Origin of the sequence: Leeuwenhoekiella sp. NPDC079379 (assembly GCF_044542075.1) — a bacterium.
GTDB lineage: Bacteria > Bacteroidota > Bacteroidia > Flavobacteriales > Flavobacteriaceae > Leeuwenhoekiella.
In genome coordinates, this window is record NZ_JBITTU010000001.1 from 338,120 (window position 1) to 359,605 (window position 21,486).

The window sequence follows — 21,486 nt, forward strand, 5'->3', positions numbered from 1 at the left end:
CCATCCATAAGTTTACGCTTTTATAAATGGCTCGTAACTTTTGAATTAGCAATTAATTCTAGGTTTAGGAAAAGTCGCCTTTTTAAATTTGACTATTTTTTAAAATGTCCAACCCTAAGGTGCTAGCTAGTATTTTTTCTTAATATTAGCAATATGTCTTTACTCCTCCTTATTCAAAATATATTCATAAATAGAAGATATTATTTGTCTCAAGCCGTCATCAAATTTTCCAGCATCTAAAGTTTTAGAAAAGTTGACACCATCGTAATTTGTTTTTAATATAATTTGACCATTTTCAGTTGAAATATCTAAAGGGATATTTACGTCAAATCCCAAATCGAAGTCAAACTTCGCAAAATCACTTTTCTTAAGAATGTATTGCTTAGCACTTGAGGATTCGAACAATGTATTATCATCTAATCGAATGGATTTTCTAACCTTATCTTTTTCCTTGATTGTAGTAACTTGGATAATTTCGTATTCTTTCAGCTTACCATCCTCATCAGTTCCCATAGCAGCAGGTGGAACGATTCTTTGAATTACGGATTTATCTTTTAACTTGATTATTGAATAAGGCTTAGATTTTGAGTTTTTGATTTGAAGTTGAAAGTTTGGATTTTCTATAATTTTGAAAATAGGCTCAAAAATTTTCTTTCTATCCTCCTTGGTGTAATTCGATATAATTATTTGAACATTTTCTTCGTCGTAGTCCTCATCCAAAACAAGCTCTTTGTATTTGTAACCAACGTCCATAGCCCATTCCCTTACCTTGGTGTCTTCAATTGATTGCTTCATTACTTTATCAACAGCAAGACCAATTTCAAAACTCCTGAAATTTAAATCGACCATTCTATAATCAAGGTCATCCGATAATCTATTAAAGAAAGAATTTAATTTTTTTTCATCTGTCAATTTTTCTTTGAAAGACTCAAAGAAATCTGCTTTGAGAAAACTTTTAAATGAGCTTGAAATATTTTTCAGTAATTCTCCAACCAATTCGTTAAATCCGATCGTATCAGCATATTTTTCATTTGTTGGTGCTAAACGAATGTAGAAAGCATCTCTTTGTAGTGATCTTAAATATGTTTTTGCTTCAAAGTTTTTAATAAGAGTGTAGTAATAAGAATCATTTGCTGGATCATAAGTTAGATAAGAGTCATTAGAGGGTAAATAGGATTCTGACAGAGAATGGCTTTGTGTCAAAGTTGTATTTATTATCAAACCTTCAAAATCTTGTTCTATTTTATAAATCAAATTTTGATTGGAACTAATAACATTTCTTAAAGTAATTTGTTTTGTTAGGTATTCGAAGATTGTAGTCTCCTCTAACTCGAACATTAAATAGATGTCTATATTTTCAACTGTATCAACAAGATAAAGTAAGAAGTGTTTACCATTTTTAGTTAGATGCGTTAATATTGGTTCATCTAAATAAATAATATCCTCTATTTTCTTGAATAAGCTTAGATCAAAGTCGCTAAGTGATTTTTGTCTATTCATTACCGACTACAATTTTGAAATTTTCAATTACATTAAGTTCTTCTTTTGGAAAAAAGGTATAGTGCTTCTTGTTTTTCGAACCATATTTTATTCCGTGCTCATCTGTAATTCTGGCTTGAGCAATTTTTTTATAATTTACTCTTTTATTTTTAGACAAGTTTTTCAACATTTCGTTTGCTGAATCGAAAGTACTGAATACCGAAAGTCCCCAAGCAATACAGTGATCTTGAAACTTTGGTTTTAAGAGAACTGCATTTGGAATAAATGACTTTTCAGACAATTCACTTTCGACACATCTAAAAACTATTTTTTCGCCACGCTCATTATTCGCAGGACAATCTTTTATTCTCTCGATGTTTGCTTGAAACTTTAATTTCATTCTTTATTAGTTATTTTTTGAGATTGTAGCCAATGTTTTTGAGATAAGTAATTACGATGACTAATAGTCATTGTTAAGCATAGTCTTTTTTAGGAATTTAGTAGTTTTCTTTTTAAAGTCAAACCTTTATTCGGTATTTCATATAATGTGTCAAAGACATTTTCAACAATTTCAATTGCAAGTTTTAAATCATCTTTAGAGGGCGTTGACAATTCGTGAACAGCTTCATTTCCCAAAAATCTATGTTCATGTAATATTTCCGCATTTTCTGCTGTTAATTTTCCATTTTCATGCAGTCCATTAATTTTACCTTGTAGGTTTGTTTTTCTTATTGTTGACGTAGAACCATCATTTCTCGTTAATTGGACATTGCCTCCGGTAATTCTGTTTTCTTTACAAATTCCCTCAACTAATGCTCTAACACCTGCACCACATAAAGTCAAATTTCCGTAATTATAACTCTCTATTGTTTCTCTATGAATTCGCTGAAGATTGAACGGAACATTCATATAATTTTTGACAACCAAAGTTTCTTTACTTCTTTGAGGGTAAATTCGTATTGTTGGAATTGAACGACCGTCGTGGTCGTCGTGTTCAGAATTTATTGAATGAGTTCTAAATGATACTGTTTCACATCCAAGACATTGAATAATTTCAAAATCAGTTTCCCAATGAAAATCGTGAGTTGAATCCCAAGCTTCAGTTCCTTGTTCTATAACTGATTTAAGGATTTTATGCTTTGTATTATTCATACAAGAACTGCAAAGTACTCTAACGACATTGTCCTTTGTTACATCTTCTGTAAAACTTATTTTCATTGTTCTCTATGGTTTTTTCAGTGTGTTGCCTAACTATTATATCTACATAAACATACTTCAAATACTTCACTATCAGAATTATAACAAGTAAATTGACTGTCTAATGATTTATTTCAAATCTACTCATTCTCCAAAATTAAAAACTACAGTTTTCCGTAAACCCTTGATTTAAACTTAAAAAAGGGGATAAATCCGCTAAATAACCCCAATTAAACTAGTATTTAAAAAGCTCCCTAAGCTGTGAGAGACAATACAGTCACCCTGATAGTTAACAAAGGCATCTCGACTGCGCTCGATGTGACAAGAGCTCTTCTGTAAACGCAGCGCAAGTGATGAGATAACAACATTAAAACTAGCAAAAACCGTATCACTTCCTATGATACGGTTTAGAATAAGCTAATGTTAAACCGTAGGTAATTTCCAGCCGTTGTGGTACTGTGCTTTTACCAGTGCATCTGCCTCTGCGTTGTTAAACGAGCCGCTTGCGGCGTCCCAATATATCTTATTTCCGGTTTTGTAAGCAATGTTACCCATATGTGCGGTTATGGCTGCGATACTTCCGGTTTCTACACCACAGGCCAGTTTTGACGCGTCGTTGTCGCGTATGGCGGCAACAAAGTTTTTGGCGTGATTGTCTAGCGCATTGCCTTCGGGCTTAATAAGCTCTACGCGATCAGTTTTTGTAATCCACTCGTCGTCTTTGCGTTTTCCTTCAGGAATTACTTCCCAGCCGCCACGGTTAACCACAAGTGTACCGTTATTTCCTATAAAGGCAATGCCCTCGTTACGCCCGTAATTTCCGCCGTCTATACCTGTAGCGTGTTCCCACAACAGGTTAAACCCATCAAACTCATAAATCGTCTGTAGGGTATCTGGAGTTTCGGAAGCATCATCGGGATAGGCCAACTTTCCGCCCGAAGCCATAATAGATTTTGGAGCTTTTGCACCCATCGCAAACAAGGCAATATCGAGTTCGTGCACACCCCAGTCGGTCATTAGGCCGCCTGCATAATCCCAAAACCATCTAAAATCAAAGTGGAAACGGTTTTCATTAAACGGAAGCTCGGGTGCAGGACCCAGCCACATTTTATAGTCTACACCTTCTGGTGGAGTGCTATTAGGTTTGACCGGTACCGGATTCATCCAACCCTGATATGCCCAACATTTCACTAAACGGATCTGTCCCAGCTTCCCCGATTGTACATATTTAATAGCCTGGTCATATTGCTGGCCGCTGCGCTGCCACTGGCCTACCTGCACCATACGGTCTGAGGCATTTGCCGCTTTAAGCATCACATTACATTCTTCAATACTGTTTGCCAACGGTTTTTCTACATACACGTGTTTACCCGCCTGCACCGCATCTACCATATTCAGACAATGCCAATGGTCTGGCGTGCCTATGATGACCGCATCAATATCTTTATTTTCAAGCATTTTGCGGTAATCGGTATAAAGTTTAGGTGCCTTACCGGTCATTTTCTTGATTTCACCTGCACGACGGTCTAAAACCCGCTGATCAACATCTGCCAATGCCACACAGTTAACGTTGGGAATTTTTAAATGTGCCTGCATATTAGACCAACCCATACCGTTACACCCTATAACGCCAAAATTCATTCGGTCATTTGCGCCAAAAAACGATAGTGGATTTGCTAAAAGAGAACCTGAAAGTCCCAGTCCTGCGGTGGCTAAAGTGGTTTGCTGTAAGAATCTACGCCTTGGAATACTGCTCATAATACTGCTATTAAAGTTTTAAATATTGAATATAGTCATTTTTACTACAACGATTTTTATTAAAATGTCTGTTTTCTACAAAATGACCTACATTTTCTATTCTACTGGTATAACGGCTACAAGAAGATATCGTAAAATTTGAAGTGAGCGAAACGTCGCAGGCGGTTCTGTTTGAGGCCGGTGCGCCGGCCGAGTTAAGCGCATGCAGTGCAGCGAACGAAAAATTTAGATACCGTCTTGTGAGCCTTGATTTTTTGGTTCTTTGGCATCAAGGCAAAAGAACAGAAAGAGGAATAGAAGTTGATATGTTCCTTTCTTTTCTTAATCTTTCAAAAAATATCTTTAGTTGTATCTCGAATGCACTTCGACAGGCTCAGTGTGACACGCTCAATTAAATGAAATCAGTACAGACGCTGTGACAGAAAATTATTCTCGAATTAAAGTAACCTCATCAATGATGGCTTCTACACCAGCCTGAGCCTTCACTTCAAAACCTATAGTAACGCTTCCATTTTGTATGTTGATGTTTGATAAGCTGATGCTCGTCCACTCTGCAGTTGCCGCTTTAAAATCTAGTGTTCGCGTGCTTCCTGCGCTAGTCGCAAAAAGTTGTAGCTTAAGAAAACCTTCGGTGTTCTTGACTTTCGCGCTTAGCGTATAGGTTCCGTCAGGAAGATCAACGTAGGGTGTTGCCGTTATTTCCTGACAGATTACCCGCTCAAAAGGGATAGCATCACTAATGTACAGGCTTTTTTCGCCCACCACCTGTTTGCGGTCTGCTTCCGTATTAAAGTAATTCAAGACCGGAGAACTTGCGGCAGTGGTGGAAATGGAATTCCCTTTTAGTATTTCAGTATTCCAACCTAAAAGCTGTTCCTGCACCGGTTTGTTATTGCTGGGAATGTGACGGCGATCGGCTTCAAAACTGCCATTTTTTACGTAATTATTGGTTTTGGCGACAGTCCAGTTTCCAGATTGCTCATCAAGACTCCACGCGCTCAACGAATTAAAATATGGTGTTTCACCCTCAAAAGATAAGGGAAACCACTGGTTGTATCCGAGACCGTTGCCTGCAAATTCTGCCCAGCGATCACCACAATACAACACAGTTTCCTGCTCGCTTCCCGCTATGGTATAGAAAAAACCCGTTTGGGTAATGTGCGCATAATCCTGCTCACTACCTGGCATTATTTTCATCTCGTTTGTGGGTAAATACGGACCATAAATGTCGTCTGCTACAAGATAATAAGCAAACGAACTGTCCCAGCCGTAAATATTAGATGCTGCCATATAGTATTTACCGTTGTAGGTAAACATACAATTGCCTTCGCGGCTGGCTCCTCTAAAAATTTCAATACAATCAAGTAGGTCTACTTTGCCATCACGAATACCAATTTCCGAAAGGTAAATTTTATTCCGCCCTTGTCCGTAAGAATACACGAGATAGGATTTACCCGTTGCAGGATCAGTGAAAACGGTTTGATCTCCAGTATTGGGCGTGCCAATTCGATCTGTCATATCAATTTCCCGATGGGTTTTGAAATCGCCTGTGGGCGAATCTGCCAATGCAATCAAAACCCCTTTCCCATGCTGAATAAGTATAGCATACTGTTTAATTTCGGGTATATAAGCTACACCCATACGTCCCAACCAGGTAGGATTGTTCTCATAATCTACCGCTTCTTTAGTAAACACATGTTTTTCAAATTTCCAGTTTACCAGATCTGTAGAAGAATAACAGGTCACACCTTCAAAATGATTTCTTTCTAAGGTAACACTGGGATCGTTGCGGTAGGTTTCGGCTTCTTTATAATGCACGCCATACCAGTAATAGGTTGTTTTTCCGCTCTGCGGATTGTTAAACTGAAAAATACCTCCACCCTGACTGTAAATAGGTTCACCATCTACTGTGTCCCAAAACGTATCATTAATAATGGTTTTTTCCTGAGCACACCCGCTAAAACCAAAGCTCAAAAAAAACAAAACCAATACTAACGTATGGGTATATACTCTAAGTGATTTAATCTGTGTGTGCATCCTAACAATTTTAAGGATTCAAATTAAATGAAGCTTCTTACAAACTCATCCTGCAGCATCCTGCTTCTATTTACAAACCGGTTTTGAGGTTTTGCAACTCAGCCCACTCTGTCCACGAGCCATCATAAACGCGTTTACTATTTTGACCGGCGATTTCAGAAGCCAACATAATAATACAGGCTGTTAAACCCGATCCGCAACTAAATACTAAATCTGTATCCTGCTCTACTGAATCATCAAGCACTTCCTGAAGCGCGCCTTTGCTTTTGAATTTGCCGTTTTCTAAAACCTCGGTATATGGGATATTTACTGAATGTGGAATGCTGCCGCTTTGCAATTGCTTTCGGGGTTCAGGCTCGGTGCCGTTAAAACGTCCTTCAGAACGGGCATCTACAATTAAAAACGAAGGCTTTTTAGTATTAGCAACTACCTCTTCATAAGTTACTATCAGCTCCTGCTGCAACACCGCTTTAAAATTTCCTGGTTTCCAGTTTAGCTCTTTGCCTTCTTCGACCCTAAAACTCTGCGCCTTCCATTCTGGGAGACCACCATCAAGAACAGATACTTTTTTATGCCCCATTACCTTAAACATCCACCACACCCGCGGACTTGAATACACCCCCATATTGTCAAAAACCACAATTTTTGATTCGTTATTTATACCTAACTTTTGGCATTCAACTTCAAAATCTGCTGCTGTGGGAATTGTATTTGGAAACGCGGCATTACCATCAGAAAAGTTCGCTTTCAAATCAAAATATCTAGAGTTGGGAATACTTTTCTCATTAAGATCGGTTTGGGTACCATCTATAGTGGCGCCTAAACTTGCGTCTAAAATGATTAGGTTGTTGTCGTTTAAATTCTCGTGAAGCCAGATTGCGGAAACTATTTTTTTCATTTTGATAAATTAAAGGGGTTTTTGTTTTGTTCTACTGTAGGTTAAAAAATTACCTCGGGGCAGATATAAAAGTCTTAATGAATCTTCCGTTAATTCATCTATAGCATAACTCATCGAATCACCTGCTTGTGTCAGAATCAGATATTGCGTATCGGGATTTGAAGGTTGGTTTTCTGGTAATTTATCTACGATAGTTATTGTATACGTATCTAAGTGCGATTGCGAACCCTCATATCCCATAAGTAGTTGATCATCGGTGATTTTTAGATACGATGCAGCATCCTCAGTGCTATACCAGTTGCCCTGCATCAAGGCAAGTTTTGCATCTGCTTCAGTTTCAAACACCGGTTCTTCCTGAACCGCAGAAGCCTCTTTGATCTGCTCACGATTAATAGTAGGTTTCTCTTTCTTTTCTGTGGAAGGTTTGCATGATATTAAAAAGGTAAAAGCAGCGATACCAAAAAGAAGAAGTTTCATTCGTAATATTTAGTTCTATTAAAGCTACTCTTTTTAGGTATGATATACCTAATTCTTAGTTTATTTATAAACTTGAGGAGGTAATGAAACAAGACCTAAAATGAATTCATAAGCAATTACCTAATATGCTATTTAGTATTTATAGCTTCTTAAAGATACGTTCAAAGAAAAGAGCCCGTACAAAAAACCTATTTTTACAAGCCTTAAAACACTAGAATGAATTCAACTCCAGAAATTCGCCACGTTAATGTTACGCGGTATATCACGCCCCTGCGCGAAGGTGGTTCGCTACCTGCTGTGGCAGATGCTGACGACGGTTTTAAATATGTTGTTAAGTTTAAAGGCGCCGGTCACGGGGTAAAAATGCTGATTGCAGAATTGATAGGTTGTGAAGTGGGCAGAGTATTAGGTTTTAAAGTTCCTGAAGTGGTTTTCGCGCATCTTGATGAAGCCTTTGGCCGCACCGAAGCCGATGAGGAAATTCAGGATTTGTTAAAAGGAAGTCAGGGCTTAAATATTGGTTTGCACTTTTTATCGGGGGCAATAAATTTTGATCCTGTTGTAACCACAGTAGATTCGCAACTGGCTTCAGAAATTGTATGGTTTGATGCCTTTATGACCAATATTGACCGTACATTTCGCAATACTAATATGCTCATGTGGCATCGCGAATTATGGCTTATAGATCACGGTGCCTCACTGTACTTTCACCACAGTTTTACAAACTGGGAACAAGGAGCTCAAACGCCTTTTGGGTTGATAAAAGATCACGTATTGCTTCCTCAGGCAAATGCACTTGAAGAAGCAAATACAAAACTAAAAGCTTTACTAACAGCTGAAGTTTTACAAAATATCGTTAATCTCATCCCGGAGGAATGGCTTGACTGGGAAGGGTACGATGAAACCGCAGAGGAGATTAGATCTATTTATTTTGAGTTTTTAAGCACGCGACTATCCCAATCTGAAGTATTCACTAAAACCGCACAAGATGCACGCAAAGCACTTATATGAGTATGCGGTAATACGCATTGTGCCTCAGGTTGAACGTGAGGAATTTTTTAATGTTGGCGTGATTGTGTATTGTAAGAATCCGCGGTATATTAATATGAAGTATCAGCTTGATGCACAAAAACTTTCGGCATTTTGTCCTGAACTAGATACTGAACAGGTACAAAAAAACCTAAACGCATTTAAAGCGATAAGCTGCGGTGAAAAATCTGGTGGACCTATTGCCCAACTCGAAGCTTCAGAACGATTTAGGTGGCTTACTGCCACCCGAAGTTCTGTAATACAAACATCAAAAACGCATCCGGGTTTTAGTGAAAATCTGGAAGCTACTTTAGAACAGTTGTTAGAAGATTTGGTGTTGTAGTTAAGATTCGCAAATAATACAGCTTTTAATATATAAAAAGCCCTTTCAACCATGAAAGGGCTTTTGTTTTTCCGCGAAAGCGAAATATTATTCCTGAAACAATCTAGGTACAAATTCTGAAAGATATATACGCCAGTTTCTCCAGATATGGCCGTCACCATTTTCTACATATTCATAAGGCATACCTAATTTATCAAGCCTGGCTCTAAACAGCTCATTAGTTTTATATAAGAAATCGGTTTCTCCTATTGCCATATAATACAGTTTATACCCTTTCTCCATCTGTGTTTTTAATGTACCATCAAGATCGTCATAAACGCCTACCCCGCTTTGATCTGCACGCGGATTAATCGCTGCAGAAAACAAACCTACATAATCAAAAGTGCCTGGGTAAAAACGGGAAATATGCATGGTGTGGTAACCACCCATAGAAAGACCTGCGATTGCTCTACTGGCCTGTTCTGCTTTAACGCGGTAATTACTTTCTACAAAGTTAATCACATCTTTAAAGTTGGCTTCATACTTACCATTCATTGTTTCTGCAGTAAAAAAGGTAGGCATATAATAGCCTCTGCTTCCTGCTCCCGGTGCAGCATCCTGATCTACGTTACCATTAGGCATTACAACCAGCATAGGTTCTGCTTTACCCTGTGCAATAAGATTATCAAGAATTTGTACCGTACGCCCCAGGTTTAACCAGGCTTCTTCATCACCACCCGCACCGTGTAATAAATACAAAACAGGATAGTCTGCTTTTGAATCTTCATAACCTGGTGGTGTATAAATGGATAGTTTACGATCTATACCTAAACCCGGTGAATCATACCAGCGACTGGCAAGTGTACCGTGAGGTACATCCTGCACCATATATAAGTCTGCACGATCTCCCGGAACGATAAAAAAGTTTGTGATTGCAGAAACATCACGAAGACCAAAAGAATTTGTAGGATCTGCAACACGTAAACCATCTACTATAAAATGATATTTATATAAATCTGATGGTAAAACCGGAGTAGTAAATGACCAAATACCGTTCTCATCTTTGGTCATATTTGCAATACCCTCTTTATCCATATCACCCATAGGACTTTTAACCTTGGTAAATGGTAAAAACGCACCAGTAACCTGTACGCTGTCTGCTTTAGGTGCTCTCAAAGTAAAGGTTACTGTCTTGTCATCATTAATTTTAGGAGTTAATTCATCTGGTGCGCCAAAAAGGGTGTCCTGAGCTTGCGCGAAAAATGTAACACTCAAGATCAATAGAAGTAAATATTTTTTCATAGGTATTAAATTGGTTTTTGAAAAGTACTCAAACGTTTGCGTACTTAATTATAAATTTAAGTAAATACTCTATTACTCGCATACATAATATGTATTTTATACGCTTAATAATTCATTTTGATAAATTGAGGTATTTAAAAAAGATTAAAAACAGCAATAAAAAACTGATTTTAGGGTGTTTAATCACAACAACTAACAGAAATCTTACTCCTAATATTCCAGATAAATACAAAATTAAAAAGAGGAAGCTGTATAAACTCCCTCTTTTTACTAACTCCAGATTTAAAACCTGTATGTGACTTTTCCTCTTAAATAAAATGGGGTTCCCGGCGTAAAATGAATCTCTTCTACAGCCGCAGGCTCGTTAAAAAGTCGGCTTTCTGTAGCAAACTGGGTTTCATTCCATTGGGTGTCAAAGAGATTTTCGACAATTACGCCCAGTGTCCATTTGTTCCAATTGTAATTGACATTAAAATCGGTTACAAAATAGCCTTCCGCAGTGATTGAATCATCCTCATTTGCTGCACGATCGCCCAGCCATCTGTAGGCTAACGAACCTGAAAAACCATTTAGCTTTTCTACACTAAAACCACCCGCAGAGGTAAACTTTGGCGCAAGCGGAATAAAATCTGCTCCATCTGGCTCTTCGGTACTTCGGGCGTAGGTGTAATTAGCATCTGTATAGAAATACAACCAATCGAGAACTTGATAGCGCGCTCCCAACTCTACACCCATACGTCGCGTTTTTCCGCTAGGTTCTACAATACCGGCATCACCTACATATACAAACTCCTGATCGAGAAAAAGCGTCCATAACGTAGCGTTAAGTGCAAGCTTTTCTGTAGGTTTTACAATAGTTCCCAGGTCTGCACTGTATGCAGCCGGTAAAATATCTTCTCCGCTATTTGCAACGACTACACGTGCATCATTAGAATGAAAACCAATTCCTGTTTTTAAAGAAAGCTGCCAATTACGATTCACGGAAAAGACCGTATTAAATTTCGGACTAAAGGCAACTTTAGACTCGCTTTGCGCATTGTAAGTTTCGGTAAGCTTGTTGTAATAATCAAATTTAAAATAGTCTAATCGTACTGCAGGATTAAACGTGAACTTACCGGTTTTAAATTCGGTATTTAAAAATGCAAAAGCATTAAACTCATCTACATCACCATAGGCGAGACGGTCTAAGGTAATCTGTCTGTTAAGGGTATGTGCCAGTTCTACATCATCTACATTATCATATCTAAACCCAATACCGGCTTGATAATCGAGTGTAGTGGCAGTAGAAACCTGAAGCTCCCGCTGCTCATAAACACTTTGTAAACCTGCAATAAACCGATCTTCATGTTGCTTAATCTGGTCGCCATTCACAGGGTCTTCTAAGAAAAAGGTGAAATTAGAATAAAGTTCAAAATCATACTTGGAGACAAAAGCATTGGTTTTTAAAATCGCGTCATGCTCCAGATGTTTAAGGTGGTTGAGGCTAAGATTAGATCTGCAGGTTTGCCCGCCTTCTGTAGCGTCTATTGCCCCAAACCTACCTATTAAACCCTGATCGACCGCACGCTGCGGTATTTGCCCGGACGCATCCCACTTGCTCTGAAAATGAGACGCGGTAAGTGTAAGCTTGTCGTTGTTTGCATTGGTATACCCATAACGTCCCATAACATTAAACCGATTAAAATTTTGTGGCGCATCAAACGGACCATCGGTTAAGTAGATCTCAGAAGCTACATAAGCGGTATGTTTTTGCTCATCGATGAGATTAAACATTCCTGTTAATCGGGAGGTGTTAAACTGGCCCGCTTCTAACGAAATACTACTGGCGTTAAGTTGGTCTTTTAAACGTAAATCTACATAGCCGGCTGTATTAAAATTCCCTTTATCTGCATAGTAAGCGCCTTTACCAAAATCGATATTCTGGATGGTTTCAGGTATCACAAAGTGCAAATCTGCATAGCCTTGACCGTGTGCGTGAGACACCATATTGACGGGCATCCCGTCAACGCTAATGGCAACATCAGTCCCGTGGTCTACGTCAAACCCACGTAAGAAAATCTGTTCTGCTTTTCCTCCTCCTGCGTGCTGGCCTATAAATAACCCGGGTACTTTTCTAAGAATTTCTTGTGATGATTTTACCGGGTTGAGTTGCAGATCTACAGCGGCTATGCTGCTTAGCGTGTTCACCTTTGAAGTAAGTACAATTTGATCTAGCGAAGTGCTCGCTTCCACAATTGTGAGTATCTGAGACTGGGTAAGTTTTTCTCTGGTGAGAACAAGATTTTGAGTTTGAAAACCGAGTCTTGAGATCATTATAGAATCATTTATATGTGCATTAGGAAGTATAAAGTTTCCCTTGCTGTTTGTATCAGTATGTTTCGCGGTATTGAGATTGTAAATAGTTACATTCGCAATAGGATTGTTCTGAATATCTAGAATGTTTCCGGTAAAATTCTGAGCAAAACTCAGGTGTGCGCAAAGCGTAAAAAGCAGTAAAAAACTGTATTTCATATTTTTGTGTATTAACATAATTGTATGAGCTGTATCTTCTTTTTTATTCAAAAAGCACAGCATAGCGTGGCTAACCCCAAAGTAGCGGCTAGCGGTAAAAATTATATGAAATACTACAGTTTAGGAGGTGGTGATGGTGTGTGAAGTGCCAGCTGCTGATGTGTAGCAGCTATAAATTTGATTACCGGCTTTTTTCTTAATTGAAGAGTCGCCAGGTCTGTTTTAAAATGTGCGCCAGGAAGGTGTTTATCAATTTTAACCGGCTCCTGTTCTTTTTTTTCTTGCTGAAAATCATCTCCAAAAGGCTCTAAAACCTGTTTGATATATTCTAAAGTTCGGTGGTCGTGACCGGCCTCTGCAAGAAGCTGCTCGGCATTTAAAAAATCGTGATTGTGATCGCTAGAAGTTACGTGATCAAATTTATGTTCCAGATCGTGAACCAGCGTAAGCATCTCTTTTTGTAACGGCGCTGCTATATAAACAAGCGCCATAAAAAGACTTGCAAACACAATAGCTTTAGATTGTAAAAAGGACTCTTTTTTAAACATCAGGCTTCACTCAATACTGAAGTTTACAAAACTAATACTATACCTTATTTAACCTTGATTATTTGGCTGAAAATTTAATCCTTAACCGAATATATCTATATAAGTTTATACGATAGATTTTAATTTTTGAAACTTCCTATATGCCAGAGTATTCCGGAAGGATCGTGCACAAAAAACTCGGCTCCCCAATCGTTAGTCACAATTTCTGAAACCCGAACACCGGGATATTTTTGTGGCAATTGAAGCGCTTTTATATCAGACAGGTGCTGCTCTAAGTCTTCAACTTCAAGAAAGAGCATGCTATTGTCTATCCAGTCCTTGACGTAGGCATCCTGCAAATAAAAGGAGAAATCTCCTAGAGTAAACACTGCCATTTTAGGCGGAAGCAACACATCGTTGAAACCCATATCCCGGTAAAACCTACATGAAGTTTCAAAATCTTTAGCTCCTATAAATGGTCGAATGGATTTGAGTTTAAAATTCATTTACTCTCTAGTTTCTCAATCACCCGCTCGGGGTAATCTGTTATAATACCATCTACATTTAAATTAATCACTGCGTCAACATCTACTGGCTCATTTACCGTCCACGGAATAACCTGCATTCCCTTTGCGTGTATTGCGGCAACTTCGGTTGAATCGAGTAACTTAAAATACGGACTATAAATCTGGGGTTGAAAACTGAGTAATGCAAGATTATTTGCAAAGTCACCTTCTTCTAATAAATAAGCCAATTCGATATCTGGATACTTACTGTGTATTACCTCAAGAATACGCTTATCAAAAGACTGAATATTTATCTTATCCTCTGCATTTTTAGCGTGTACCACCTGCATTACCAGATCTACAAATTCGTCTGGACCGGGCTGAAATATGCCATAAACTTCTTCTTCAGATTTAATTTCGATATTAAATTTTACAGGCTTTAAATTTTCTGCTTCAATAGTCGACGCAATAGTATCAAAAACCTCACTCAGTAACGGCTTGTAGGTTTTCATTTTTTGCTGCTGCGGAAAGCGTACATTCCCTTTAGAGCCGCCATCAAATTGTTTTATTTCGGCATACTCCATCTCATAGAGATTGTATTCTTTTTCGGTTTCTTTAGCGATAGAATCCCCTGTGGGTGTTTGCATATATAGAGCGAGCATATATGGCTCGTGGCTTACAACCACTTTCTTGTCTTTAGATATAACAACATCAAGCTCAAGCACGTCTACTCCTTTACGTAATGCGCCCAGAAAAGCCTCGATAGTGTTTTCGGGTAGATTACCGCGCTCGCCACGGTGGCCTTGTACCTGTATTATATGTTGTTCTGCTACCTTCATCGGTTTTTGCTCTTCAGATTTTGACTTACAGCCTGTTGCAATTAATACCAGTGTAAGTACTCCTAAAATTACATTTTTCATTGTGGATTCAATTTAAAAAAAAGCCCGCCATCTATTTTACAATATAGGCAGGCTCAAACAAACAAGTATAAAAAAACTATTCTAAACGATAGGTGGTTTCCCCACTATGGGTTTTCCATATTGATCTGTCGCTCTAACTTCAATTTTATGGGTTCCTACCGGTAATTTTGTAGGTAACGCCGCACGCCATAAATGTTTACTCGTTTCCAGTATTTGTCAAATATTAAATTAAAGGCGTGATCCCGATCTTTATTGAGGAGAAGTTGGAGCTCTAAATCTGTATAGCTGGTAAGCTGGGCTTGCATAATCTTTCGGTTAAAACAAAAGAAATACATAGCGGCGCTTTCTCGTAATAAAAGGCTTTACCATTTGGTTAAGAATTACAGCAAGGCATCAAAATTAGGTGGTATTAAAATCTAGGAAATATTGAGTTTTTTAAATACCTCATCTTTATAGGTATCGCCAATAGGAATACGAATCTCGTCGATTACAATTTTACTTTTTTGAACTGCTCGTATGGCATTGATATTTACAATAAAGCTACGATGGGTTCTTAAAAAATTTTGCTGAGGTAGCTTGTCTAATAATTCTTTAAAGCTACTTAGCGTGAGAATTGCTTTATCTGAATGCTGGGTGTAAATTTTTATATAATCTTTTAAGCCCTGCATATAGCGTATATCTGCGACATCGATCTTTATATTTTCATATTCAGATTTGACAAATATAAAAGCCGGAGTAGTATCTGGTATTTGAGGTGCCTGTAGTGCTTTGGGTTCTACCAATTTATTAGAAGTGGCTTCAAATTTTTCTTTAGCTCGAGCTATAGCTTTTAAAAAACGCGGAAAAGGTATAGGTTTTACTAAGTAGTCTGTTGCGTTGAGCTCAAACCCTTCAAGCGCATATTGAGGATAAGCGGTTGTGAAGATAAACTGCGGAAGACGATCGAGCGATTTTACAAGATCAATCCCAGAAAGATTGGGCATTTCAATATCTAAAAAAATTAGATCTACAGATTGCTCACTTAATATATGTATTGCCTCTAAGGGATTTGTACAGCGGCTATTTAAATCTTTCTGGAGCTGATGTTAAAAATTATTCGATGAGCGTGGGAGTAGGTCTTCCTATTAGCCGAAGCGGTTCTAAGCTTAATTTAATGTATTCGTATGGACAGAATGGTGAATTAGCAAACGGGCTCATACGTGAGAACATTCATTCGCTTTCTGTAAACTTTAGTTTAGATGGTATCTGGTTTGTAAAATCTAAATACAATTAAAGAATCTTAACTTCTAATAGGGTCGCTTTACCTCCAGCCCCTTCATTAGAAATATAGAGTTTTCCATCTGGTGTAAATGTGATGCCTTCTGGCTGCGGAAAATGCTTCTTATCTAGCTTTATAACCTTTGTGATTGTGCCGGTCGCATCGAGTATTAAAAGTTTTGGGTTTACACCTTCAAGCATATAAATCTTACCATCTAGAGGATTAATAGCTAAATCTGAAGGTCGAAAGGTTTTAGAACTTTTCTTTTCGTGATAATCTTTTAGCGCTTTATCCTTCATATCAATTCTGAAAACTAAATCTGCTAACATGGTCTGTCCTTTTAAATCAAAGGCATAGACACCCTTTATGTTTTCATCGTTTGGATCTTCATCTTTTGGAGCGATTAACAAGCGGTTTCTTTTAGAATCCAGAGCTAGAGTTTCTACATTATTTTTGTGTGATAGTGCAGATTGATAGGTTTTAGTTGTGCGCTTGTTTGACTTGTAATTGAGTACTTCAAATAACAAACCATCACTGCGCATGACATACGCATTAGCGCCATTTATAGCAATTCCTTCATAATCTCCCTTATCTGCAAATTCAATTTCAGTAGTTATTTCTTTAGCCTTCAAATCATAAATAAAAATTATACCGTCTTCATCTTCAACGGCAGCAATTTTATTATCGCCTATCCAGTCTATTCCTGACACTTCGCGTAATTCGTCAGGAAGTTCCCAACTATTTACAATCGTTAAATCTTGTTTTTTGGCAGTTTCTGAAAGCTGTTTCGGAGTATAATATGCCGAAAACACTCCTATTGTTAATACCAGACTTATATATTTTAGATAATTCATTGCGTGTAATTTTAATTTACCAATTAGGCAAGCTCCTTAGATCACCCAAAGTGAGTAAAGTTCGTGAGCATAAATTTAGTTTCTCTTAAAAGGGTGCAAATCTTGTGTATTAGCCAAACAGAAATTTTTTAATTCTTCAGTATTATACGATTGCTTTGAATTGCAGTTATTTCTATCTCCCAATTATTCTATTTTATTTAAAAAATGAAAAGTGTTGTGTCAAAATCTGCATTGTAGCTTTGGGGTTTATTAATTTCGCAAATACAATGCTAATCTTTCGACCAAAATATTATTTGTGAAGAGCCTTTTTAATTTTTTAAAACACAATTATAAGTCCGCAAGTTTTGGATGGTCGCTTACTTTTCTATCCAGCTTTGGACAAACATTTTTAATATCTCTTTATGTACCCGAACTGCTTAAAACCTTTAAGATTTCTGAAGGCACCTTTGGCAGTATTTACGCTTTGGGTACGGTAATCGCTTCGGTCATTTTAATTTCTGTAGGACATACCATAGACCACAAGCCCGTAAAAAAAGTAGTTTTTTTAAATATTGTGGGGCTAATAGCTTCCTGTCTAATTCTTAGTATTTCTACTCATCATATTAGTCTCTTAATTCTTGCAATGATAGGTTTGCGTCTTACAGGACAAGGTATGATGAGTCATATTAGCCAGACCGTTATGAGCCGCTATTATGGTGCTAACCGCGGAAAAGCGTTAAGTATTGCGGCTTTAGGATTCCCAATGGGAGAAGCGTTGTTTCCTATTTGCATTACAACACTCATACTCACTTTTGGTTTTGAATTTGCCGCTCAGGCAAGTGCGGCGATTCTTCTTTTATATCTGTTTTTTTTAAGTTTTAAGGACTTAAGCTATTTTGATGAACAATCTCAGGTCGCCAAAAGGCCGGGTTTTAAAATGCTTGCTAAAGATTTTGGGACGATTTTAAAAGATAAACGTTTTAGCGTGCTTATGCCTTCTACATTTATGTTGAGTTTTACTTCTACAGCGATTTTCCTGTATCAATACACCTTTGTTGAAGAAAAAGGCTGGTCAGTTTCATTATACGCAGCTTTTTTTACCGGCTACGCAATTACCCGATTTTTGATGTCTATCGTAGGTGGGTTATGGGTAGATAAATTTACTGCTAAAAAGCTATATAGGTTTTTCCTGATTCCGCAGGCGTTAGGCCTATTACCGTTTGCTTTTATGGAAAGTATCTGGGGAGCCTTACTATTTCTTATTATGACCGGTATTACGACAGGTGTGGCAGGTACCGTAAAATCTGCAGTGCTTGCTGAAGTCTATGGTATTCAAAAACTAGGTGCGGTAAATAGTTTATTTTCGATGGCTATGATATTAAGTACAGCGCTCGCACCTTTACTTATAGGTTTTCTTATAGATCAGGGCGTTGAATTTATGTATTTAATACTTACCCTTTTTGGGTTACTGGTTCTGGCAATAGTAAATTCACAGCGCTTAAGCCATATACCACCCGCCGAAATGACTAACAATTAGTTTGGCTTAAGATTAAATCCAATATTGGCGTCAGGTTACTGGTTTTTAATAATTTTAGACCGAATAGGTATATCAGGTAAAATTAAATCTACCTATACTATTATTGTCAATTACGCCTGCCATCTGTTAATACAGGTAACCATGTTTAAAAAATTAAAACAAACTTTCTTATTGCTGTTCATTATGGTATTGAGCCAGATGAGCGTTTTAGCACAAAACTTTTTACCTCCTGTAACGGCTTACAGTAGTAGTAATTATGACGCTGCCAGTCAAAATTGGGGTTTGAGTACAGATAAAGACGGCACATTATATGTTGCAAACAATGAAGGTTTGTTACGCTTTGACGGGCAACGCTGGGAAGTATTCACCCTTCCTAATAAAACCATAATCCGTTCTGTTTTTTGTTTGGGAGACCGCATTTATACCGGTTCTTATGAGGAGTTCGGCTACTGGAAAAAAGACGATTACGGTTCGCTAAACTATACCTCACTTTCAAAATTGATTAAAACGAAATATGCCAATGAAGAATTTTGGCAAATAAGTGCGTGGGAGAATACCGTTATATTCAGATCGTTTGGAAATCTCTACTCCTACACAGGTGAAAACATTAGAACTTTTAAGCCTCAAGAGATCATTACCGCTTTAAACGTAGTAGGTAAGCAGTTGCTCTTAGGTACAAATTCTGGAGGAATCCTTGAATTTGATGATGGTGTCTTTAAACAGGTTACTGCCTCCAAACTCAATCAAACTTCTATAATAGAATTAGTTACCTACAAAGATTTTAATCTTGCAGGCACACGTACTCAAGGAATTTTTTCACTTAAAAACGGTTCTCTTGAGCCCTGGGGTAGCGAGGCTCTTACACGGTTTCTTCAAGTAAACGAACTCAATAAAATAGAAGTTTTTAATGATGACCTGCTAATAATTGGCACAGTTAAAGGTGGTATTATTTATTACAATCCTAAAACACAAACACTCAAAAATCATTACCGTGAAAACGGACTCCAAAACAACACGGTGTTATCGTTGCATAAGGATCAACGTAAAATCTGGATAGGTCTTGACAACGGCATAGATGTAATTATTCCTGATGCACCTATACAATACTTATTAGATAATACCGGGCAGTTGGGTGCGGTTTACGATATCGCATCTTTTAAAGGTGAACTGTATGTGGGCAGCAACACCGGCGTACATAAAATAACCGATGACGGCATCAATTTTATATCTGGCTCACAGGGACAGGTATGGAGTTTTACAGAGATAGAAGACCGGCTTTTTGTAAATCACAATCTAGGTCTATTTGAATTAAAAGGAAATCAGTTAGAGCGGGTTTCTGGGCCTTCTGGGAGCTATAGTCTAACTTCTATACCAGATACAAGCCTATTTTTAAATACTACCTACAATGGTTTAAAATTCTATACTACCCTTGATAGCGCACTAAGTAATTTTCCTATTGCCGAAACAGATGGTGCACCCGTAGAACACGTAATTTTTGAGGATAAAAAATATTTCTGGGCAGCGCATCCTTACAAAGGTTTCTACCGTGCAAAGCTTGATGACACTAATAACAAAATTATAGACAGAGAGTCTTTTAATAAGACTGCAGATTTAGTGGCTTCAAAAACTAAAATACATAAAATTGAAGGTGAGATTGCATTTTACAATGCCGGTAACTGGTACCGCTATAATAGTATTAATGATAATCTTGAAAACTTTACAGATTTAAAAAACTACCAGTCATACGCACTCATAAATAATCAAAACACTAAATACTGGTTTAAAAATCAAAATGGTAATGGTCTTATATACACAGACTTCAGTAACGATAGTATTTATATCTATGAACCGCTACTTGAAGATCGAGTTATTAAAAATTATGAGAAGGTAATTGAGCGTAATGACAGCATTTATTTTATTACGCTTAATGAAGGCTTCGGAAGAATAAATCTTCAGGAACTACAAAAGAACACGGGGCTGCCTAACGCACAAAAGCCTTTACTCAATCGCCTTCAAACTTCAGCTTCTATCTTAAAACTGAATGCTACCAGTTATGAAATTCCGTTTAATGAAGCTTCTCGTGTACGCTTTGACATCGCTGCACCTGCACTGTATAAACCTATGTTTTATTATTCCTTGTCTAATGGGATGAGTGCCTATTTTTCGGGACCACTAGAATTTCAAAACTTATCAGCTGGTAATTACACCTTAGAGGTCTGGCCACTTATAAATGGTCAAAAAGGATCTAATCCTCTAAAAATTGAATTTACAATTAAGAGACCCTGGTATTTATCTAATTTGATGATTGTTATATATGTGCTCGGTACTTTCGGAGTAATTATTTTAGTAGGTCTATATAACAAACGAAAATTAAACTACCATCGTAAAGAACTTGAGGAACGTCTTATTAAAGAACAAGAACGCAAAACCCAGCTCGCAGAACGCAATAACCTACTACAGGAGATAAACACTAAGCGTAAAGAACTGGCAAATACCACTTATTTAGCAGCAAAAAGAAACAGCAGCCTCATTGATATCAAAAATGAACTGGAAGAGGTCAAAAATGCAGGGGCAAATCCTAAAAAGGTTTCTACCATTCAAAGTAAGATTAATCACATCATTGATGCAAAAGACAACTGGAAAGTATTTGAGACCACCTTTAAAGAAATCAATGACGATTTCTTTCATCAGTTATTAGAAGATCATCCTACTTTAAGTTCTAAAGATTTGAAGTTGTGTGCATACTTAAAAATGAATTTAACGACAAAAGAGATTGCCCCGTTAATGGCAATTTCTGTTCGGGGAGTAGAAATTCACAGGTATCGTTTACGCAAAAAACTGAACATAAATAGCGGTAAGAATTTATCAAAATACCTGATCAAAAATTACTAAATT

The 21,486-nt window shown here is 37.5% G+C and carries 19 protein-coding genes and 1 pseudogene; 5 read left to right on the forward strand and 15 right to left on the reverse strand.

The features are described from left to right. Positions 1-159: 159 nt before the first annotated feature. The 7 genes from ACIGAM_RS01380 to ACIGAM_RS01410 form a co-directional block, all read right to left on the reverse strand. Positions 160-1,500, reverse strand: coding sequence for a hypothetical protein (locus ACIGAM_RS01380; protein WP_396509677.1), 1,341 nt, complete (start codon positions 1,498-1,500; stop codon positions 160-162). Further along, positions 1,493-1,879 (reverse strand): hypothetical protein, encoded by a 387-nt coding sequence (locus ACIGAM_RS01385; protein WP_396509678.1) that lies wholly within the window; start codon positions 1,877-1,879, stop codon positions 1,493-1,495. Before ACIGAM_RS01385 ends, ACIGAM_RS01380 begins: the two co-directional genes overlap by 8 nt. A gap of 89 nt (positions 1,880-1,968) precedes the next feature. Continuing rightward, positions 1,969-2,697 carry a DUF4145 domain-containing protein gene (locus ACIGAM_RS01390; protein ID WP_396509679.1) on the reverse strand — a complete coding sequence of 243 codons (729 nt, stop codon included), beginning with the start codon at positions 2,695-2,697 and terminating at the stop codon, positions 1,969-1,971. Between the two features lie 402 nt (positions 2,698-3,099). Further along, on the reverse strand, positions 3,100-4,434 hold the full coding sequence (locus ACIGAM_RS01395) for a Gfo/Idh/MocA family protein (RefSeq protein WP_396509680.1): 1,335 nt from the start codon (positions 4,432-4,434) through the stop codon (positions 3,100-3,102). 426 nt (positions 4,435-4,860) lie between these two features. Continuing rightward, the gene (locus tag ACIGAM_RS01400; RefSeq protein ID WP_396509681.1) at positions 4,861-6,471 is read right to left on the reverse strand and encodes a family 43 glycosylhydrolase; all 1,611 of its coding nucleotides are present in this window, start codon (positions 6,469-6,471) and stop codon (positions 4,861-4,863) included. Positions 6,472-6,541: 70 nt separating this feature from the next. Then, a complete protein-coding gene (locus ACIGAM_RS01405) occupies positions 6,542-7,369 on the reverse strand; it encodes a sulfurtransferase (protein WP_396509682.1) in 828 nt (275 codons plus the stop codon). Between the two features lie 9 nt (positions 7,370-7,378). After that, positions 7,379-7,846 carry a hypothetical protein gene (locus ACIGAM_RS01410; protein WP_396509683.1) on the reverse strand — a complete coding sequence of 156 codons (468 nt, stop codon included), beginning with the start codon at positions 7,844-7,846 and terminating at the stop codon, positions 7,379-7,381. A gap of 216 nt (positions 7,847-8,062) precedes the next feature. Between ACIGAM_RS01410 and ACIGAM_RS01415 the strand changes: the two genes are divergently transcribed. Together ACIGAM_RS01415 and ACIGAM_RS01420 are read left to right on the forward strand one after the other, a co-directional pair. Beyond that, positions 8,063-8,857, forward strand: a complete 795-nt coding sequence (locus ACIGAM_RS01415; protein WP_396509684.1) for a HipA family kinase — start codon at positions 8,063-8,065, stop codon at positions 8,855-8,857. After that, positions 8,835-9,218, forward strand: a complete 384-nt coding sequence (locus ACIGAM_RS01420) for a DUF3037 domain-containing protein (protein WP_396509685.1) — start codon at positions 8,835-8,837, stop codon at positions 9,216-9,218. Before ACIGAM_RS01415 ends, ACIGAM_RS01420 begins: the two co-directional genes overlap by 23 nt. 87 nt (positions 9,219-9,305) lie before the next feature. On the opposite strand, the gene ACIGAM_RS01425 is transcribed toward ACIGAM_RS01420, so the two are convergent. The 7 genes and pseudogenes from ACIGAM_RS01425 to ACIGAM_RS01455 form a co-directional block, all read right to left on the reverse strand. Then, positions 9,306-10,499 (reverse strand): esterase, encoded by a 1,194-nt coding sequence (locus ACIGAM_RS01425; RefSeq protein WP_396509686.1) that lies wholly within the window; start codon positions 10,497-10,499, stop codon positions 9,306-9,308. A gap of 282 nt (positions 10,500-10,781) precedes the next feature. Next, positions 10,782-13,010: a TonB-dependent receptor gene (locus ACIGAM_RS01430; RefSeq protein WP_396509687.1), complete on the reverse strand. Its 2,229-nt coding sequence runs from the start codon at positions 13,008-13,010 to the stop codon at positions 10,782-10,784. A gap of 113 nt (positions 13,011-13,123) precedes the next feature. Continuing rightward, positions 13,124-13,558, reverse strand: coding sequence for a hypothetical protein (locus ACIGAM_RS01435; protein WP_396509688.1), 435 nt, complete (start codon positions 13,556-13,558; stop codon positions 13,124-13,126). Positions 13,559-13,677: 119 nt separating this feature from the next. After that, positions 13,678-14,043, reverse strand: coding sequence for a glyoxalase (locus ACIGAM_RS01440; RefSeq protein ID WP_396509689.1), 366 nt, complete (start codon positions 14,041-14,043; stop codon positions 13,678-13,680). Then, positions 14,040-14,963, reverse strand: a complete 924-nt coding sequence (locus tag ACIGAM_RS01445) for a glycerophosphodiester phosphodiesterase family protein (RefSeq protein ID WP_396509690.1) — start codon at positions 14,961-14,963, stop codon at positions 14,040-14,042. Before ACIGAM_RS01445 ends, ACIGAM_RS01440 begins: the two co-directional genes overlap by 4 nt. 416 nt (positions 14,964-15,379) lie before the next feature. Continuing rightward, positions 15,380-15,745 carry a LytR/AlgR family response regulator transcription factor gene (locus ACIGAM_RS01450; protein WP_396510079.1) on the reverse strand — a complete coding sequence of 122 codons (366 nt, stop codon included), beginning with the start codon at positions 15,743-15,745 and terminating at the stop codon, positions 15,380-15,382. Between the two features lie 51 nt (positions 15,746-15,796). Next, positions 15,797-16,006, reverse strand: a pseudogene (locus ACIGAM_RS01455) (LytR/AlgR family response regulator transcription factor); the annotation flags it as partial. A gap of 56 nt (positions 16,007-16,062) precedes the next feature. On the opposite strand from ACIGAM_RS01455, the gene ACIGAM_RS01460 reads away from it, so the two are divergent. Then, a complete protein-coding gene (locus ACIGAM_RS01460) occupies positions 16,063-16,236 on the forward strand; it encodes a hypothetical protein (RefSeq protein ID WP_396509691.1) in 174 nt (57 codons plus the stop codon). Here ACIGAM_RS01460 and ACIGAM_RS01465 read toward each other — a convergent pair. Then, positions 16,233-17,075 (reverse strand): SdiA-regulated domain-containing protein, encoded by an 843-nt coding sequence (locus ACIGAM_RS01465; protein WP_396509692.1) that lies wholly within the window; start codon positions 17,073-17,075, stop codon positions 16,233-16,235. The genes ACIGAM_RS01460 and ACIGAM_RS01465 overlap by 4 nt on opposite strands. A gap of 295 nt (positions 17,076-17,370) precedes the next feature. Between ACIGAM_RS01465 and ACIGAM_RS01470 the strand changes: the two genes are divergently transcribed. Together ACIGAM_RS01470 and ACIGAM_RS01475 are read left to right on the forward strand one after the other, a co-directional pair. After that, positions 17,371-18,591: a nitrate/nitrite transporter gene (locus tag ACIGAM_RS01470; RefSeq protein WP_396509693.1), complete on the forward strand. Its 1,221-nt coding sequence runs from the start codon at positions 17,371-17,373 to the stop codon at positions 18,589-18,591. 24 nt (positions 18,592-18,615) lie between these two features. After that, complete coding sequence (locus ACIGAM_RS01475) at positions 18,616-21,483, forward strand: LuxR C-terminal-related transcriptional regulator (protein WP_396509694.1); 2,868 nt, start codon at positions 18,616-18,618, stop codon at positions 21,481-21,483. Positions 21,484-21,486: the final 3 nt, after the last annotated feature.

Bases quoted from the DNA above. Each gene is read 5' to 3' on its own strand.
- ACIGAM_RS01380 (WP_396509677.1), bottom strand. From the start codon at position 1,500: ATGAATAGACAAAAATCACTTAGCGACTTTGATCTAAGCTTATTCAAG.
- ACIGAM_RS01385 (WP_396509678.1), bottom strand. From the start codon at position 1,879: ATGAAATTAAAGTTTCAAGCAAACATCGAGAGAATAAAAGATTGTCCT.
- ACIGAM_RS01390 (WP_396509679.1), bottom strand. From the start codon at position 2,697: ATGAAAATAAGTTTTACAGAAGATGTAACAAAGGACAATGTCGTTAGA.
- ACIGAM_RS01395 (WP_396509680.1), bottom strand. From the start codon at position 4,434: ATGAGCAGTATTCCAAGGCGTAGATTCTTACAGCAAACCACTTTAGCC.
- ACIGAM_RS01400 (WP_396509681.1), bottom strand. From the start codon at position 6,471: ATGCACACACAGATTAAATCACTTAGAGTATATACCCATACGTTAGTA.
- ACIGAM_RS01405 (WP_396509682.1), bottom strand. From the start codon at position 7,369: ATGAAAAAAATAGTTTCCGCAATCTGGCTTCACGAGAATTTAAACGAC.
- ACIGAM_RS01410 (WP_396509683.1), bottom strand. From the start codon at position 7,846: ATGAAACTTCTTCTTTTTGGTATCGCTGCTTTTACCTTTTTAATATCA.
- ACIGAM_RS01415 (WP_396509684.1), top strand. From the start codon at position 8,063: ATGAATTCAACTCCAGAAATTCGCCACGTTAATGTTACGCGGTATATC.
- ACIGAM_RS01420 (WP_396509685.1), top strand. From the start codon at position 8,835: ATGCACGCAAAGCACTTATATGAGTATGCGGTAATACGCATTGTGCCT.
- ACIGAM_RS01425 (WP_396509686.1), bottom strand. From the start codon at position 10,499: ATGAAAAAATATTTACTTCTATTGATCTTGAGTGTTACATTTTTCGCG.
- ACIGAM_RS01430 (WP_396509687.1), bottom strand. From the start codon at position 13,010: ATGAAATACAGTTTTTTACTGCTTTTTACGCTTTGCGCACACCTGAGT.
- ACIGAM_RS01435 (WP_396509688.1), bottom strand. From the start codon at position 13,558: ATGTTTAAAAAAGAGTCCTTTTTACAATCTAAAGCTATTGTGTTTGCA.
- ACIGAM_RS01440 (WP_396509689.1), bottom strand. From the start codon at position 14,043: ATGAATTTTAAACTCAAATCCATTCGACCATTTATAGGAGCTAAAGAT.
- ACIGAM_RS01445 (WP_396509690.1), bottom strand. From the start codon at position 14,963: ATGAAAAATGTAATTTTAGGAGTACTTACACTGGTATTAATTGCAACA.
- ACIGAM_RS01460 (WP_396509691.1), top strand. From the start codon at position 16,063: ATGAGCGTGGGAGTAGGTCTTCCTATTAGCCGAAGCGGTTCTAAGCTT.
- ACIGAM_RS01465 (WP_396509692.1), bottom strand. From the start codon at position 17,075: ATGAATTATCTAAAATATATAAGTCTGGTATTAACAATAGGAGTGTTT.